The 17,786-nt window shown below is 41.3% G+C and carries 11 protein-coding genes and 3 rRNA genes; all 14 read right to left on the reverse strand.

Going from position 1 to position 17,786, the window contains the following annotated elements; all coding sequences use genetic code 11:
* Positions 1-116 (reverse strand): 5S ribosomal RNA (rrf, locus tag BN1243_RS09450).
* A gap of 130 nt (positions 117-246) precedes the next feature.
* Positions 247-3,200 (reverse strand): 23S ribosomal RNA (locus tag BN1243_RS09455).
* Between the two features lie 437 nt (positions 3,201-3,637).
* A 16S ribosomal RNA gene (locus BN1243_RS09460) occupies positions 3,638-5,185 on the reverse strand.
* Together the 16S, 23S and 5S rRNA genes form the textbook arrangement of a ribosomal RNA operon.
* Positions 5,186-5,715: 530 nt before the next feature.
* The gene (locus BN1243_RS09465) at positions 5,716-5,982 is read right to left on the reverse strand and encodes a hypothetical protein (RefSeq protein ID WP_230200156.1); all 267 of its coding nucleotides are present in this window, start codon (positions 5,980-5,982) and stop codon (positions 5,716-5,718) included.
* Between the two features lie 149 nt (positions 5,983-6,131).
* Positions 6,132-6,272: a hypothetical protein gene (locus BN1243_RS22070; protein ID WP_230200157.1), complete on the reverse strand. Its 141-nt coding sequence runs from the start codon at positions 6,270-6,272 to the stop codon at positions 6,132-6,134.
* A 9-nt stretch (positions 6,273-6,281) separates the two neighbouring features.
* Positions 6,282-7,241, reverse strand: a complete 960-nt coding sequence (locus tag BN1243_RS09470) for an alpha/beta fold hydrolase (RefSeq protein WP_062106250.1) — start codon at positions 7,239-7,241, stop codon at positions 6,282-6,284.
* A 58-nt stretch (positions 7,242-7,299) separates the two neighbouring features.
* Positions 7,300-7,923, reverse strand: a complete 624-nt coding sequence (locus tag BN1243_RS09475) for a TetR/AcrR family transcriptional regulator (RefSeq protein ID WP_062106253.1) — start codon at positions 7,921-7,923, stop codon at positions 7,300-7,302.
* Positions 7,924-8,443: 520 nt separating this feature from the next.
* Positions 8,444-9,997, reverse strand: a complete 1,554-nt coding sequence (gene guaA, locus BN1243_RS09480) for a glutamine-hydrolyzing GMP synthase (protein WP_062106255.1) — start codon at positions 9,995-9,997, stop codon at positions 8,444-8,446.
* 215 nt (positions 9,998-10,212) lie between these two features.
* The gene (locus tag BN1243_RS09485) at positions 10,213-12,423 is read right to left on the reverse strand and encodes a transglutaminase TgpA family protein (protein WP_062106257.1); all 2,211 of its coding nucleotides are present in this window, start codon (positions 12,421-12,423) and stop codon (positions 10,213-10,215) included.
* Positions 12,420-13,634 carry a DUF58 domain-containing protein gene (locus BN1243_RS09490; RefSeq protein ID WP_062106259.1) on the reverse strand — a complete coding sequence of 405 codons (1,215 nt, stop codon included), beginning with the start codon at positions 13,632-13,634 and terminating at the stop codon, positions 12,420-12,422. Before BN1243_RS09490 ends, BN1243_RS09485 begins: the two co-directional genes overlap by 4 nt.
* On the reverse strand, positions 13,631-14,575 hold the full coding sequence (locus BN1243_RS09495; protein WP_062110538.1) for an AAA family ATPase: 945 nt from the start codon (positions 14,573-14,575) through the stop codon (positions 13,631-13,633). The genes BN1243_RS09490 and BN1243_RS09495 overlap by 4 nt, the downstream gene beginning before the upstream one ends.
* A 176-nt stretch (positions 14,576-14,751) precedes the next feature.
* Positions 14,752-15,579 (reverse strand): ammonia-dependent NAD(+) synthetase, encoded by an 828-nt coding sequence (nadE, locus tag BN1243_RS09500; RefSeq protein WP_062106260.1) that lies wholly within the window; start codon positions 15,577-15,579, stop codon positions 14,752-14,754.
* A 15-nt stretch (positions 15,580-15,594) separates the two neighbouring features.
* The gene (locus tag BN1243_RS09505; RefSeq protein WP_062106262.1) at positions 15,595-17,058 is read right to left on the reverse strand and encodes a nicotinate phosphoribosyltransferase; all 1,464 of its coding nucleotides are present in this window, start codon (positions 17,056-17,058) and stop codon (positions 15,595-15,597) included.
* Positions 17,059-17,071: 13 nt separating this feature from the next.
* Positions 17,072-17,635, reverse strand: a complete 564-nt coding sequence (locus BN1243_RS09510) for a cysteine hydrolase family protein (protein ID WP_062106264.1) — start codon at positions 17,633-17,635, stop codon at positions 17,072-17,074.
* Positions 17,636-17,786: the final 151 nt, after the last annotated feature.

A 17,786-nucleotide genomic window follows, 5' to 3' on the forward strand; every position in this document is an offset into this window, starting at 1 on the left:
GCCTGGCAACGTCCTGCTCTCACAAGGGGAAGCCCCTTACTACCATCGGCGCTGAAGAGCTTAACTGCCGTGTTCGAGATGGGAACGGGTGTGACCTCTTCGCTATCGTCACCAGACTACTTGCACAGGATGTGCTGACTTCTGCGTTGCTCACAGGACGTGAGCGATCTTAGCAGAAGATCCTTTTAATGAGGTTCATTCCCTCAAAACCAGATAAAAGAGAAGTAGTAATTGAAAAACATTTGTTTGATTAAGCCCTTGACCGATTAGTATCCGTCAGCTCCATGTGTCGCCACACTTCCACCTCAGACCTATCAACCTGATCATCTTTCAGGGGTCTTATGGTATAAACCAAGGGAAATCTCATCTTGAGGGGGGCTTCATGCTTAGATGCTTTCAGCACTTATCCCTTCCGCACATAGCTACCCAGCTATGCCTCTGGCGAGACAACTGGTACACCAGCGGTGCGTCCATCCCGGTCCTCTCGTACTAAGGACAGCTCCTCTCAAATTTCCTGCGCCCGCGACGGATAGGGACCGAACTGTCTCACGACGTTCTGAACCCAGCTCGCGTACCGCTTTAATGGGCGAACAGCCCAACCCTTGGGACCGACTACAGCCCCAGGATGCGATGAGCCGACATCGAGGTGCCAAACCTCCCCGTCGATGTGAACTCTTGGGGGAGATAAGCCTGTTATCCCCGGGGTAGCTTTTATCCGTTGAGCGATGGCCCTTCCATGCGGAACCACCGGATCACTAAGCCCGACTTTCGTCCCTGCTCGACTTGTAGGTCTCGCAGTCAAGCTCCCTTGTGCCTTTACACTCTGCGAATGATTTCCAACCATTCTGAGGGAACCTTTGGGCGCCTCCGTTACTCTTTAGGAGGCGACCGCCCCAGTCAAACTGCCTGCCTGACACTGTCTCCCACCCGGATCACGGGTGCGGGTTAGAATGTCAGTACAGCAAGGGTAGTATCCCACCGATGCCTCCACAGAAGCTGGCGCTCCTGCTTCGACGGCTCCTACCTATCCTGTACAAGCTGCACCAACATTCCATATCAGGCTGCAGTAAAGCTCCACGGGGTCTTTCCGTCCTGTCGCGGGTAACCTGCATCTTCACAGGTACTATAATTTCACCGAGTCTCTCGTTGAGACAGTGCCCAGATCGTTGCGCCTTTCGTGCGGGTCGGAACTTACCCGACAAGGAATTTCGCTACCTTAGGACCGTTATAGTTACGGCCGCCGTTTACTGGGGCTTCAATTCGTACCTTCGGCTTGCGCCTAAGCACTCCTCTTAACCTTCCAGCACCGGGCAGGCGTCAGCCCCTATACTTCGCCTTGCGGCTTCGCAGAGACCTGTGTTTTTGCTAAACAGTCGCCTGGGCCTATTCACTGCGGCTCTCTCGGGCTTTCACCCAAAAGAGCACCCCTTCTCCCGAAGTTACGGGGTCATTTTGCCGAGTTCCTTAACGAGAGTTCTCTCGATCACCTTAGGATTCTCTCCTCGCCTACCTGTGTCGGTTTGCGGTACGGGCACCTCCCGCCTCGCTAGAGGCTTTTCTTGGCAGTGTGGAATCAGGAACTTCGGTACTATATTTCCCTCGCCATCACCGCTCCGCTTTAAAGAGAAGGATTTGCCTCCTCTTCAGCCTAACGGCTTGGACGCGCATATCCAGCAGCGCGCTTACCCTATCCTCCTGCGTCCCCCCATTACTCAAACGGCGGGGAGGTGGTACAGGAATATCGACCTGTTATCCATCGCCTACGCTTTTCAGCCTCGGCTTAGGTCCCGACTAACCCTGAGCGGACGAGCCTTCCTCAGGAAACCTTAGGCATTCGGTGGAAGGGATTCTCACCCTTCTTTCGCTACTCATACCGGCATTCTCACTTCCAAGCGCTCCACCAGTCCTTCCGGTCTGGCTTCACAGCCCTTGGAACGCTCTCCTACCACTGACACCTACGGTGTCAATCCGCAGCTTCGGTGATCCGTTTAGCCCCGATACATTTTCGGCGCAGAGTCACTCGACCAGTGAGCTATTACGCACTCTTTAAATGGTGGCTGCTTCTAAGCCAACATCCTGGTTGTCTAAGCAACTCCACATCCTTTTCCACTTAACGGATACTTGGGGACCTTAGCTGGCGGTCTGGGCTGTTTCCCTCTCGACTACGGATCTTATCACTCGCAGTCTGACTCCTGAGAATCAAGTCTTTGGCATTCGGAGTTTGTCTGAATTCGGTAACCCGATGAGGGCCCCTCGTCCAAACAGTGCTCTACCTCCAAGACTCTTTCTCAAGGCTAGCCCTAAAGCTATTTCGGAGAGAACCAGCTATCTCCAGGTTCGATTGGAATTTCACCGCTACCCACACCTCATCCCCGCACTTTTCAACGTACGTGGGTTCGGGCCTCCAGTAAGTGTTACCTTACCTTCACCCTGGACATGGGTAGATCACCTGGTTTCGGGTCTACGACCTCATACTATATGCGCCCTATTCAGACTCGCTTTCGCTGCGGCTCCGTCTCTTCAACTTAACCTTGCATGAAATCGTAACTCGCCGGTTCATTCTACAAAAGGCACGCCATCACACAGCGTTTTCCCATAGGGAAATACGCATCCATGCTTTGACTATTTGTAGGCACACGGTTTCAGGATCTATTTCACTCCCCTTCCGGGGTGCTTTTCACCTTTCCCTCACGGTACTGGTTCACTATCGGTCACTAGGGAGTATTTAGCCTTGGGAGATGGTCCTCCCAGCTTCCGACGGGATTTCACGTGTCCCGCCGTACTCAGGATCCACTCAGGAGGGGATGACATTTCGACTACAGGGCTGTTACCTTCTGTGGCCGGCCTTTCCAGACCGCTTCGTCTACATCATCCTTTTGTAACTCCGTATAGAGTGTCCTACAACCCCAAGAGGCAAGCCTCTTGGTTTGGGCTTTTCCCGTTTCGCTCGCCGCTACTCGGGGAATCGATTTTTCTTTCTCTTCCTCCGGGTACTGAGATGTTTCAGTTCCCCGGGTCTGCCTTCCATTTCCTATGTATTCAGAAATGGATTCTGCCCCATTACGAGCAGAGGGTTTCCCCATTCGGAAATCTCCGGATCGAAGCTTACTTACAGCTCCCCGAAGCATTTCGGTGTTAGTCCCGTCCTTCATCGGCTCCTAGTGCCAAGGCATCCACCGTGCGCCCTTACTAACTTAATCGTTCGTGCAATGATAAGCTTCGAATCTCTGCGTCAGCTTCATTCATTCGCATCCTCACGTATTATATACGCTCCGGCGCTCACTCATTTGCTTCCTTGATCTTCTCGCTTCTCCTTGCTCGACCTTAATAAGGTCTTACTAGTTTTCTTACGGAATTCTCCGTAAGGTGAATGTTTCTCGGTTTATATCTTCTCATTTTATCTGGTTTTCAAAGAACAAACTTTTGAGAGTTTGAACTCTCAAAACTGAACGAAACGAAACGTCTTTTTTACGATGTCTAGCTCTGGCGCCTATCGACTAGCAAATATCTACGCTTCTTCCTACGATAAGTCAACATCGATTCGCCTAATGGCTCATCGTGTTTCCTTTATCTCGTCAGAATCTATGATATTTGTACGTCGATGGACAGGCGCCTCCGCTTTTCGTTTATTCCTTAGAAAGGAGGTGATCCAGCCGCACCTTCCGATACGGCTACCTTGTTACGACTTCACCCCAATCATCTGTCCCACCTTCGGCGGCTGGCTCCAAAAGGTTACCCCACCGACTTCGGGTGTTACAAACTCTCGTGGTGTGACGGGCGGTGTGTACAAGGCCCGGGAACGTATTCACCGCGGCATGCTGATCCGCGATTACTAGCGATTCCGGCTTCATGTAGGCGAGTTGCAGCCTACAATCCGAACTGAGAATGGTTTTAAGGGATTGGCTAAACCTCGCGGTCTCGCAACCCTCTGTACCATCCATTGTAGCACGTGTGTAGCCCAGGTCATAAGGGGCATGATGATTTGACGTCATCCCCACCTTCCTCCGGTTTGTCACCGGCAGTCAAATTAGAGTGCCCAACTAAATGCTGGCAACTAATTTCAAGGGTTGCGCTCGTTGCGGGACTTAACCCAACATCTCACGACACGAGCTGACGACAACCATGCACCACCTGTCACCGCTGTCCCCGAAGGGAAAGGCCTGTCTCCAGACCGGTCAGCGGGATGTCAAGACCTGGTAAGGTTCTTCGCGTTGCTTCGAATTAAACCACATGCTCCACCGCTTGTGCGGGCCCCCGTCAATTCCTTTGAGTTTCAGCCTTGCGGCCGTACTCCCCAGGCGGAGTGCTTAATGCGTTTGCTGCAGCACTAAAGGGCGGAAACCCTCTAACACTTAGCACTCATCGTTTACGGCGTGGACTACCAGGGTATCTAATCCTGTTCGCTCCCCACGCTTTCGCGCCTCAGCGTCAGTTACAGACCAAAGAGCCGCCTTCGCCACTGGTGTTCCTCCACATCTCTACGCATTTCACCGCTACACGTGGAATTCCGCTCTTCTCTTCTGCACTCAAGTCCCCCAGTTTCCAATGACCGCTCACGGTTGAGCCGCGAGATTTCACATCAGACTTAAGAGACCGCCTGCGCGCGCTTTACGCCCAATAATTCCGGACAACGCTTGCCACCTACGTATTACCGCGGCTGCTGGCACGTAGTTAGCCGTGGCTTTCTGGTCAGGTACCGTCAAGGTACCGTCAGTTAAACGGTACTTGTTCTTCCCTGATAACAGAGTTTTACGATCCGAAAACCTTCTTCACTCACGCGGCGTTGCTCCGTCAGACTTTCGTCCATTGCGGAAGATTCCCTACTGCTGCCTCCCGTAGGAGTCTGGGCCGTGTCTCAGTCCCAGTGTGGCCGATCACCCTCTCAGGTCGGCTACGCATCGTCGCCTTGGTGAGCCGTTACCTCACCAACTAGCTAATGCGCCGCGGGCCCATCTGTAAGTGACAGCATAACCGTCTTTCAACCTTTCTCCATGTGAAGAAAGAAATTATCCGGTATTAGCTCACGTTTCCGCGAGTTATCCCAGTCTTACAGGCAGGTTGCCCACGTGTTACTCACCCGTCCGCCGCTAACTTCAGGGAGCAAGCTCCCATCCATTCGCTCGACTTGCATGTATTAGGCACGCCGCCAGCGTTCGTCCTGAGCCAGGATCAAACTCTCATTTAAAGTTTGTTTAGCTCATATAAAGCTGGCGATGATCAAATGATCATCTATTTATTATTGACGTTCGTTTCGTTCAGTTTTCAAAGATCAAATTCTGCCGCGCTCATTGGCGACTTTATTAATATATCATGTTTTAAAAACAGTGTCAACACTTAAATGTTATTTTAAAAATAATATTTCCTTCGTTGACGATGAATATATTCTATCATTATAGCTTGCATTCGTCAATGCTCGACTATCTAAATTATATAGAAATTATTATTTTAAAAAAATAATAGCTCCCTCTAGAGCTATTTCAATAGATGGAGCTATTCTAAAATATAGTAAAGTTATATTAAACTTCCCCCCCAGAACAATACTAATACAGAATATGCTCAAGGATATTGATAGTTCACTTTTAATTAATACACAACAAAAATATCAGCCATATAATTAATGAAGCGTATATGGGAAAAATATCAATCTCGTCTCTCTCTAAAAGAGGAAAATCAGAGTTTTATTTTCTTCCCTTTAAAATATTTATTTCATAAATATTACTTCTTTCTTAGCGGCAATATTTCTTTTTCCATTAATGCGTCTAAATCCTGACGAAAGGTTTTCCAATACTGCAATTTACTTACTGGATTAGCGTTGGTTTCTTTATATTTACTATAATCACTGGTGTTTTTCAGCTCAGATTCACCATTTTGACGTTTATGATTAGGTTTATAATTGGAAACGACAAATTCTAGATTATCTTCATTCACACACCATTTTACAGCTAAATCTTCAACCAGTTCATATCTTGTTGATTGAATCATATTTTTTATAATACCGAAACATGTTGGGGGATTGGCGTGACAGGTGAGATCCCGCAGAAGTGTAGCGACGAGGAAGCTCACCGCCCCCCGCCTGCAACGGAAATCAGGTATATAAGCTCTAACGTTGTGTTTACATGCTTTAATACAAATTATATTGAACGGATCGTTTTTTTCCAAAAGGCAATTATGAAATTGATTCGCTTATCAAACTTTTGAATTATTGATTGACGAACCATTTCATCCCTCATTCCGCCATCCAGGTCATCTTTAATACCTGGATGATCCATCATATTTCTTTCTTAAGATGTACCTTCTCCATGTGTATTAATTAATTCAATTAAATTACTGATCGCTTCGGCTACCTCATCTGAACAGTCAGTATGGATTGTAGTATGTCCAGCACTTTTAAGGATACGATGTTCTCCTCGCGGAACGGAATTTGCTAATTTCCTGTAAACGGCATTTTTAATATTGTTGAATGGATCGAGTGTATCGCGAAGAAATGATTTACTCGTGATTGGAGTCATGAATGGGTCGATTCCCATCGCTGTATACACGATCAAGGGAATATCTGGCAGGTTTCCTCCTTTACGTATCTCTTCATAGAGTTTGCTGTTTAAGTTTTTTCTCTCCGCAACCGTTTTCAATAATGTCTTGAGATGATATTCAATTAGTGATTCACGGATTTCGTCTGGCCAAGTTGCAAACATTTGATTATACAAAACACGGAAGGATTTTTTGTAGGTTAAGAGTGACCGAATGATAGTAATAGTCTGCTGAAGGAGGTAACGTTTTTTAAATTTTGGTGTATTGGTGAGAAAGTCCTCGTGAGGCGGTTCTAACAAAATCATCCCAGCAACCTCTTCTGGAAATCGTTGTGCATACCGATGTGCATAAATTCCACCTAATGAGTGACCGACGAATAGATAGGGAGCCGGAACACCAGCAGTATGCAATACATTCCGCAATTCATTAGTGACCTCAAGGGCACTACGAGGAAGTTTAACATGATCGCTCCAACCTGTTCCCAATCGATCATAAATCACTGACGTTGCACACTTGCTAATTTTAAGATGTAGATTCAGGTAATCAAGTCCAACCATCCCTGCAGCTGGTAAAAATACTACTGCTGGACTTCCTGATCCTGAACGATCAAGCAACAAACGACTTCCCTCAACGTTGTAGAAACTTCCAATCGGCGACTCACTTTCTAAAGAATCAGACATATTAATTTGCAGTTTCTTTTTATGAATTACCATTTGAGACCTCCTATAGTTATTTTTTTCATATGTTTGTAGATTAAAAGAGCAGTTACATTTATTTATAAAATATTTCCTCGAGTTCAGTAAGATAACCATCTAGATCTGCAAGAATTTTGTCATAATCTAAATCAGTAATTTCTGAGTTACGAATATTTTCCAGTATCTGATTTGTAAAACCAACATTCGCCCAAAAAATAAGCTGTTTGCATCTTTCAAGATTTAATCCTTCTCTGAATTTTGTTTCATCAACAATTTCAAACATTTCCTCATGGCATCGTGATAGCTTTTCACTCACTCTTTCTTCTAGCTTTTTATTGATGCCATCGGAATTCGTACTGTCAGTAATCTTAATAAAATCAAATATCCAAGGATGCTGTTGTAATAATTCAATCTGGAGTATATATGATTTCCGAAGTCTTTCAAAAATATCTTTTTCATTAAAATTCATCGCATCAAGATATTCTTTATTGATCTTGTCAGTACAGTAATCATATAGGAATAGAAAAAGATCCATTTTACTATTTATATAGTGGAACATTAGTCCCTTTGAGATCCCAGCTTCTTTTGCAATAACATTTGTCGAGGCACCATCAAATCCTTTCATGGAAAATTCCTTAAGCGCAGCATTTAAAATAACATCTCTTCTTTTGGGGTCCATCTTCATTATCTTTAATTGCATGATAACCACCTTTACATATATATTAAATTTACCTTTTAGGTCAATTCCAGTCTAACATTATTTACCTAAAAGGTAAATGGACTTTCGAGTTGTTTTACTGATATAAACTAACCGTTGCTTAGATCTTCTACCAAGATTTATTGTCCTATGCTACATAAATCATTGCTGAATCGTTACACTTCACTTTCGTAAAACGTGATAATGAGCCACTTTTCCCCCTCAAACTCTTTATTCGTCACATATGATTTTCTAGTTTATTCGAAAAACCCTCCTCATCTAGGTAATAAAAGACTACTTTAGCTCTCTCCCTTCAATTTGTTAATTAAGATTAAAATCATCTAGTAATTCTGTAATTTTTAGACATAAAAAAAGACCCTCCTTTATTCACAGATAATGAATAAAAGAGAGTCTCATTTTAAATTACAATTGTTGCAGGTGAATAGCTCCTACTCACACACAAAAAGTTAAAACCATTGAAACAGTGCGTTTTGGCACTTATAATCATTCGAAAATTGGAATCCTATTCCCACTCAATCGTAGCAGGCGGCTTGCTTGTAATATCGTACACCACTCGATTGACATGATCCACTTCATTTACAATTCGCGTTGATATTTTTTCTAGCACTTCCCACGGAATCCTCGCCCAGTCAGAAGTCATTCCATCAATAGATGTTACGGCACGAATACCCACTGTATGATCGTAAGTTCGAGCATCTCCCATTACACCAACACTTCGGATACCAGGAAGAACTGTAAAGTATTGCCAAATATCTCTATCTAATCCAGCATTTTTAATTTCTTCTCTTAAAATAAAATCTGATTCACGAACGATTTCCAAGCTTTCTTCCGTTACTTCACCAAGAACTCGGATACCTAAACCAGGACCAGGGAATGGCTGACGCCAAACGATTTCATCAGGAATTCCTAGTTCCGTACCAAGTTTTCGGACTTCATCTTTAAATAATGTATTAAGTGGTTCGATTAATGTAAATTGCATATCTTCAGGTAAGCCACCAACGTTATGGTGAGATTTAATCGTTTGAGCTGTAGCTGTTCCACTTTCAATAATATCGGTATAAAGTGTCCCTTGAGCTAGAAAGTCGATTCCTTCCAACTTTGTCGCTTCATCATCAAATACATAAATGAACTCATTTCCAATAATTTTACGTTTCTTCTCAGGATCTGAAACTCCTTTTAACTTACTTAAGAAGCGATCTTTAGCATCTACTTTGATCACGTTCATGTGGAAGCCTTCACTAAAGGTCTTCATGACGCTGTCAGCTTCGCCTTTACGTAAAAGTCCATGATCAACGAAAATACAAGTTAATTGATCACCAATCGCTTTATGAATAAGAACAGCGACAACAGAGGAATCCACTCCGCCACTTAAGGCACATAAAACCTTCTTGTCCCCAACTTCTTGGCGAATTTTCTCCATCTCAATTTCGATGAAGTTTTCCATTGTCCATTCATCTTTACATCCACAAACTCCGAATACAAAGTTTTTTAATATATCATTCCCATGGACTGTATGAAGAACTTCTGGGTGAAATTGAACTCCGTAGAATTGTTTTTCAGCATGACTAATTGCTGCTATCGGACAGGATGGATTCGTTGCATCAACAGTAAATCCTTCTGGAGCTACTTTTACTAGATCCCCGTGGCTCATCCAAACGAGCTGTTCGTTAGGTAATCCTTGAAAAAGAGCCGAGTCTCCTTTAATCTCCAATGTTGCTTTTCCATACTCTCTTCCTTTTGCCCGTTCAACAACCCCACCAAAATGAGCTGTCATTAATTGCATACCATAGCAAATTCCCAGCACAGGAATTCCTAAATCAAATATACGATCATCACACCGAAAAGCATTCTCTCCATAAACACTATTTGGCCCGCCTGATAAAATAATTCCGCTTGGATTTAGAGCTTTTATTTCCTCAGCTGTAAGTGTATGAGGATGAAGTTCACTATAAACACCAAATTCCCGGATTCTTCTTGTGATGAGTTGATTATATTGACTACCAAAGTCAAGGACAACAATCATTTCTTGGTTATGTAATTCTAGTCTATTTGACATGTCTAATCCTCCGTCAGTTTAATCTAATATGCACCGAAATTGCTCACAGTTCCCTAATAATAAGTACTATTAGCTTTTTTGCTTCAAAAAACTCCCCCGAAAAATCGAAGGAGTCATCTACTTAATGATAACAAACTGTAAATAACAAGTGCTTATCAGCTTAAACAAATGATCAACCTTAATTTTCTACATTTTATCCTTGTTTTTAAACATGGTCAACCTGTAGATTTTTTTACTAAATTTTCCCATAACTTTCTCGTGTAACTCCAATCAGATTCTGATAGATCACCCCGATAAATTGCCCGCTCATAGCGTTCCGTTAAAATACTCATCTCTTGTGTATTAAAATGGTTATCCACATGAAAAGCATAATCCCTCAACGTTTGGCCCTTTCCCCGTTTCAAGTCAATACGCTCTAATTGTCTTGATAATTTATCATACGCTATGATTAATGTCTCTTTATTATTTTTCTTTTTAAACTTCCAAATTAAATAATAAGGAATCCATTTAGCTCGTTTCCAATAAACTAGGCTAGTTATCATGATTATTCCGCCTAAAATGATCAGCAAATAAATCCAGTAATTAAAAGAGAGAGTATTGTTTTTTGGAGCCGTAGTAGAAGTAGCTTCTTCTTTTTCTTTCGTTTCTTCTTTATCCACCACTTCATTTTTCTCTTCTTTTTCTAATGCTTCAGGCTCATTATTATTTTCGTTCGAAGTAACCGGTGCATCGGAACGATCCTCATCATAAAGATAGTGAACAGTGTTACTAAAGCCGATCGTAGGTTCAAATGGCACCCATCCTTCTGTTGGAAAAAACACTTCCACCCATGAGTGGGCATCATTATTCGTAATTTCATAAAGGCTATGTTGAGCATCTACAACACCGACATAATTACCTGGAGCATAGCCTTTTGCCCATCTTGCGGGTATTCCTATTGAACGTAACAGCGTGACCATCGAGGTCGAAAAATTATCACAGTAGCCACGCTTCGTCTCAAATAAAAATTGTTCGACATAATCTTGATTCTTTTCTGGCACTGCTACATCTGTATCATCATAAGTAAATTCGCCGTTTTTGAAATACTTCTCAATCGCCTTTGCTTGATCAAACCAATTATCATCAACTTCTGCAGTGATTTCCTCAGCCAACATCTTCACTCTTGATGGAAAGTTTTCAGGAAGTTGAGTATATTGTTCCACCATATTCATACCATCAAATTGTGAAGTGTTCGGAAGTCTATTTGTATTACGTAATTCATTTAAACTAAATGCTGTTTTATTAAATTGAACCTCATACTCTTCCAACTCATTTGGAGTTCCGTCTGATTGATAAGATAGTAGTTTAGTCAAAGTTGGATCATATCGGAAAAATCCGTTTTCATTTCCATTCACCGAAAGAAATCCATACGGAATGACAATATGAGGATATTGTAGTTTCATTGATAATAAAGCAGATTTTATCGGCTCATCATTATCGGATTGAATATCAAGTGGAATTATATCTCCTGATCGAATCTCTCCCTGTGGATCTTCTTTAGTTGAAGTTGTCCATCCTTTTCCAGTATAAACATCCTTCGTTTCCACTCGCCAATACTGCCTTCCATAGGTTATTGCTTCAAACACGACGGTGTCATCACTTAAAAATGGACCACCAAGCTTAGTATCATCTTGTCCGTAACCTATTTTTGAGACTTTTCCATCTCTTGGTAAGACATTTTCTGCTTTCGACTGAATAAATGGGACAGGATCTGGCCATATTGGACCAGCTTTTGGAGACATATAACCAACTAATACACTAACTATGATCATCGTCGTAAGCGGGATCATCCATTTAAAAAACAGCCGCTTCCGATTTTCTATATCTTCCTTATTTAACAATCGTTGAAAAAATAAGATACCGAGTAAGATGAAACCAATTGCCACAATTCTCATTATGGCCGTTTCTCCATTATAACTAGTGAATGTATCTAACACGCCAACATATATGATCGTCATTATATAAAAAATGAAAACCCTCTTATTAATGACAAGCCAATACTGTAGCAAATAAGTCATAATCCAAAGCAATATAAAGAAGAGCAAAGAACGAAATAAATCTGTAAGCCCATAGATTTGTCCCTTTAGTAACAAAAGGATATTTCCATAAGTATCCTTTATTAGAATCTTTCCCCATAAAAATACAGAACTCTCTTTAGCTCCAAAAATAGCGAAAAGAAAATAGTACAGCGCTGCACATTTTAGAATGAATCCAACCGAACTGTGTATTTTTAAAAGGTTTAGCAACAGGATGAACGCGATAAAGAAGACAAAATAGTGAATTTTCCCTATATCCGTAATCTGGTCTAGCGGGCGAAGCCATTCCCATAAAAGTAAGAAACCTAAGCTATAGACGATAAAAGTTGATATGCTTCCCCTCTTTATCATGCTTGCTTCACCTCTGAAAGGGCTGTTCTAAATTGATTTTCTTGTAGCGTTTTGACTGTGATTCCCCTTTGATCCGCCATCAATTTACATTGTAATTCTTCATTAGTGGCAGGTGTGTGATCTTTTTTTACATTAAAGATGATGACACCGCCCTTTCTTTGTAATTCTGCACTAACAGCTTCGATCAGTTTTCTGTCTAAAAATGAAGTAACAATGATTTTAGTAGCTGGCTGAGCGTAGAGAGTTACATCTTCAACCAGAACCTTTGCTAAATGAACTTCACCATCAGCTTTTATTTTTGCAAGGTGGATAAGGATTTTCTGTAGTTGCAATTCTCCTGCTCGAATTGGAATCAAAGTCCTTTCCTTTCCTGCTGAAAAAAAGCCAACTTGTCCACCATATTGCAAAATCGCTTTTGTCAAAGATGCCGAAAATTTAACAGCTTCTTCAAAATGCTCTGAGTGACTTTGATCGAGCACAATGATAAGATCATGAGTTTGCCGAATTTCAAATTCTTTTGCCATCATTTGGTTTGTTCGAGCTGTAGCTTTCCAGTCGATCCAGGAAAATCGATCACCAGGCTGATATTGCCTCACGCCCGCAACAAGAGACGTATCCTTTTGAAATTGTAAAGCTTTTGCTGCATTACCATGCTCATACCTGCTTTCAAGCGGCCGATAAAGAATATCCTCAAAGCGTGGATAAACAAGTATTGTTTGCCGGACCGGAAGGAAGGCTTCTTTTTCTATAAAACCTAAAATATCTCCCGTTGCAATGCGAAAACCAGTTAAAACATGTTCTCCCCTCGGCACTTTCATATTGTAGGAAACTTTTATTTTTCTTTTCATTCCGGGAAACAAAAGCTTTTTTTGTTTTCCTTCCAATGAATCAGGCAAAAGCTCCTCAACTATTAGAAAAATCAAGGGAAAGGGGATTACCCTCTTAATAACAATTGTGACATTAACGTTATCACCATCATGGTAGACTTGGGAGCGAATCATTCTTTCGGCTTGAAATGTTTGAATCCGATATCCAAAAAATAATAAGGAGTAGATAGCAAATGGTAAAAAGCTAAAGAATAGAAACCAACTGACAAATCCCCCCTGAAACATGGCATACGTATAACTCAAACTTAACAAAATAAGTAAGAAAGCCACCATAAGAAAAGGACGTATCCGCCTATAAAAAGGGCCGTATTTCCCTTTCATCATTTTATAACACCCTTTTTTACGGGGACATGCGTATTTTGAATGATCCAATCTATAATTTGTTCAGGAGTGATTCCATGATATTTAGATTCAGAATTTAAAATAAGGCGATGAGAAAAAACATACGGCGTAAGGAACTGAACATCATCCGGAATTACAAAATCTCTGCCTGATATAAAAGCATATGCTTGGGAAGCTTTCATCAAAGCAATAGAGGCGCGTGGACTAGCACCCAAGTACACATTCTCGTTTTCTCTTGTTTGTCTTGCAAGTTCAACAATATAATATTTTATTGCCTCATCCACATAGACAGTTTTAACTTGATGCTGCATTGCGAGTAAATCCTGCAAGGATATAACAGGTTCCAACTCATCGATAGGTGGTAGCATTTGCGATCTAGTTAATACTTCTACTTCTTCCATCTGATTCGGATAACCCATTTTCATTTTTAAAAGGAAACGATCTAACTGGGCTTCTGGAAGTGAGTATGTCCCCTCATATTCAATCGGATTTTGTGTAGCCATAACGAAGAATGGCTTTTCAAGTTGAAGTGTTACACCATCAACTGTCACACTTTTTTCTTCCATACCTTCTAACAGGGCTGATTGCGTTTTAGGCGAAGTCCGATTTATTTCATCTGCTAGGATAATATTTCCAACAATTGGTCCTGGTCTAAAGGTAAATTCCATCTCTTTTTGATTGTAAACAGATACTCCAAGTACATCGGATGGCAGTAAATCAGGTGTAAACTGAATCCGTTTGAACGAAGCATTGACAGATCTAGCAAGAGCACGAACCATCATCGTTTTCCCGACTCCAGGTACATCTTCAAGCAGAACATGTCCTTCAGCTAAAAGAGCTACTAAGCTAAGTGTTGCAATATCCGTTTTTCCAATCATGACTTTTTCTATATTTTGAATAATATTTTTAACCTGCTGCATCATATCCCCATCCGCCAATGAAAGCACCTACTATCTATTTTTTTAACAGAGATGTTTTCTATTCATATACATGATAACCTCTGTTTTGATTTTTTCGTTTATTTTAATTATAACAAAAAATACAGGTAAAAAGTCACTTTTGTGAGTGCTTTTCACCTGTATTTTCTTTTGCTAGTATTTTAGCGCCAAAAATCATCAAATAAGTTAATCGGCATATGCCGTTTATGGGCTGATTTTTGATAGAGAGCTTCAATTGTATTCTTTGCTGTTTCCGAAACTTGTTTACCTTCCAAGTAATCGTCAATGTCGTTATAGGAGACACCGAGGGCCACTTCATCAGGAAGCATGGGACGATTGTCTTCTAAGTCAGCAGTTGGTACTTTAAAATACAGATGTTCAGGACACCCTAACTCCTTTAACAATTCTCGCCCTTGTCTTTTATTTAAACGATAGATCGGAACCAAATCTGTTCCTCCGTCACCGTACTTCGTGTAAAAACCTGTTACTGCTTCAGCGGCATGATCAGTCCCGAGTACAACACAATTGTGGAATGCTGCAATACTATACCAAACCTTCATCCGCTCACGTGCTTTTTCGTTTCCTTTTGCAAAATCAGAAATCGGCACTCCTGCGTCTAGCAACGCTTTTACACTCGCATCGACAGCGTCTTTTATTTTCACTTCATATGTGATTGAAGGATCAATAAACTTAGTAGCATCTACCATATCACTTACATCTTTAGGAATGCCATATGGCGTTTGCACTCCAATGAATTTATATTTGTCTGTATTATTCTCTTTGTTTAGTTCATCTATAGCTAATTGAGCCAACTTCCCTACAAGAGTAGAATCCTGCCCACCGGAAATTCCAAGAACGTACCCATTGAAAAACTCATACTTTTGTAAGTATTCTTTCATAAAATCGATACTCTTTCGAATTTCTTCTTTTACATCAATTTGCGGTTTCACTTTTAGCTCTTCAATAATTTTCTTCTGAAGTCCGGCCATTTAAACCACCTCTTTTCACTTTCTTAAACGGTTCACCTTTTCCTTAATATCCTCAATATTTTTCATTTTATTATCCCAACATTTTTGACTAAGATCGACAGGGTATTCCTCCGGATTAAGTGAACGTTTGTATTCATCCCACAACAAGTTTAAATTAGCTTTCGCATATTGCTGAATTTCGGTCAGCTCAGGAAGTTCATAAACAAGTTTCCCGTCCTCGTAGATCGTTTCATGCAGATTGATAGCATCAAAATCCGTTACAAATTTGCTGACAAATGTATGAACAGGGTGGAACATTTTAATCCGGCTTTCTTCTTCCGGCTTTTCATCCCAAAGCGTAATATAATCCCCTTCGGATTTATGATTTAAGCGATTAATAATTCGATAAACTTTTTTCTTCCCAGGTGTAGAAACCTTTTCAGCATTGCTTGAAATTTTTATCGTATCGACTAGTTCACCATCTTCATTTTCAATCGCAACTAATTTATAAACTGCTCCTAAAGCAGGCTGGTCATAGGCGGTAATGAGCTTAGTTCCAACACCCCAAGAATTGATCTTTGCCCCTTCTGCTTTTAAGTGGTGGATCGTATATTCATCCAAGTCACTTGAAGCAAAAATTTTCGCTTCTGTAAATCCTGCATCGTCAAGCAGTTTTCGCGCCTTTTTCGATAGAAAAGCCATGTCTCCACTGTCTAAACGGATTCCTTTGAAATTGATTCGATCCCCAAATTCTTTTGCTACTTTAATGGCCGCTGGAACGCCTGATCTTAGCGTATCATATGTATCGACTAGGAAAATGCAGTCCTTATGGGCCTCGGCGTATTTTACAAAAGCTGTGTAGTCATCGCGATACGCTTGAACCATCGAATGTGCATGTGTACCAGCAACAGGCATTCCGAATAATTTTCCAGCCCTCACATTACTTGTACCGTCAAAACCGCCGATAAATGCGGCTCTTGTCCCCCATACTGCTGCATCCATTTCTTGTGCTCGTCTCGTTCCAAACTCGAGAGCTACTTCGTCCCCAACTACTTGCTTGATTCGGGAAGCCTTCGTTGCAATTAATGTTTGGTAATTCACAATGTTAAGCATCGCTGTTTCAATAAGTTGTGCCTCTATGATTGGTGCTTCTACTTGGATAATCGGTTCGTTGTTAAAAACAACTTCCCCTTCCTTCATTGAACGAATAGTCCCTGTAAAACGCAAATCCCGCAGAAAGGCAATAAAATCGGGTTCATATTCAAGATCTTGTAAATAGGCAATGTCTGTTTCACTAAATCGGAAATCATTAATAAAGCGAATGACTTTTTCTAGACCGGCAAAAATGGCATAGCCGTTTGCGAATGGCAGTCTGCGGAAGTATAGATCAAACACAGCCTTCCGATTGTGAATTCCATCGCGCCAATATGCTTCTGCCATATTTATTTGATATAAATCTGTATGTAACGTTAAACTGTCATCCCTATAGTGGTTATTCATATCACTAACTCCCTTATTCAGATACTACGGTTACCTTTGCACCTAGTGTATTTGTAAAATGGCCAAGTGCCCATTCATGGCCCGCTTGATTAAAACTTGCCACTGCATCTTTGTAAATCGCAATTTTGAAACCTTTATTATAAGCTTCAATAGCCGTATGCAAGACACATATATCCGTACACACTCCAACGATATGAAGCTCATCAATTTCACGCTCACGCAACTTTATTTCCAGATCTGTTCCAGCAAATGCACTATACCTCGTTTTATCCATATAATAAACATTTTCAGCTTGTTTATTCTGTTCGTATAGTTGTTGCAGTGAGCCATACAAATTTCGACCAGAGGTTCCTTCAACATTATGAACAGGAAAAAGGTTAGCCTCTGGATGATAAAGGTCATTTTCTTTATGTTTATCAATGGCAAAGACAACAAAATCATTTGCACTGATAAACTTGCGTGTAATGTTTACAATCGCCTGTTCAATTTGTTGACCTGGTAATCCACATGTCAATTTTCCATTGTCCGCCACAAAATCAACGGTATAATCTACATTTAACAATGCTTTTTTCGACATCTTCCTACCTCCATTCTATAGGCATAGACTGTTAATTTATTTACTATTATACTTTAAAAAAATATTTTTGCGTTGAAATTTGGATTTTTAAAAAGAAACGATATCAAGATTTACTGCTGAGTTTCGGATTTTATGAGCGAGATTCGGATTT

Origin of the sequence: Bacillus niameyensis (genome assembly GCF_001375535.1) — a bacterium.
Lineage (GTDB): Bacteria > Bacillota > Bacilli > Bacillales > Bacillaceae_C > Lederbergia > Lederbergia niameyensis.

Bases quoted from the DNA above. Each gene is read 5' to 3' on its own strand.
- BN1243_RS09495 (WP_062110538.1), bottom strand. From the start codon at position 14,575: ATGATGCAGCAGGTTAAAAATATTATTCAAAATATAGAAAAAGTCATG.
- guaA (WP_062106255.1), bottom strand. From the start codon at position 9,997: ATGTCAAATAGACTAGAATTACATAACCAAGAAATGATTGTTGTCCTT.
- BN1243_RS09490 (WP_062106259.1), bottom strand. From the start codon at position 13,634: ATGATGAAAGGGAAATACGGCCCTTTTTATAGGCGGATACGTCCTTTT.
- BN1243_RS09465 (WP_230200156.1), bottom strand. From the start codon at position 5,982: ATGATTCAATCAACAAGATATGAACTGGTTGAAGATTTAGCTGTAAAA.
- BN1243_RS09485 (WP_062106257.1), bottom strand. From the start codon at position 12,423: ATGATAAAGAGGGGAAGCATATCAACTTTTATCGTCTATAGCTTAGGT.
- BN1243_RS22070 (WP_230200157.1), bottom strand. From the start codon at position 6,272: ATGATGGATCATCCAGGTATTAAAGATGACCTGGATGGCGGAATGAGG.
- nadE (WP_062106260.1), bottom strand. From the start codon at position 15,579: ATGGCCGGACTTCAGAAGAAAATTATTGAAGAGCTAAAAGTGAAACCG.
- BN1243_RS09470 (WP_062106250.1), bottom strand. From the start codon at position 7,241: ATGGTAATTCATAAAAAGAAACTGCAAATTAATATGTCTGATTCTTTA.
- BN1243_RS09510 (WP_062106264.1), bottom strand. From the start codon at position 17,635: ATGTCGAAAAAAGCATTGTTAAATGTAGATTATACCGTTGATTTTGTG.
- BN1243_RS09475 (WP_062106253.1), bottom strand. From the start codon at position 7,923: ATGCAATTAAAGATAATGAAGATGGACCCCAAAAGAAGAGATGTTATT.
- BN1243_RS09505 (WP_062106262.1), bottom strand. From the start codon at position 17,058: ATGAATAACCACTATAGGGATGACAGTTTAACGTTACATACAGATTTA.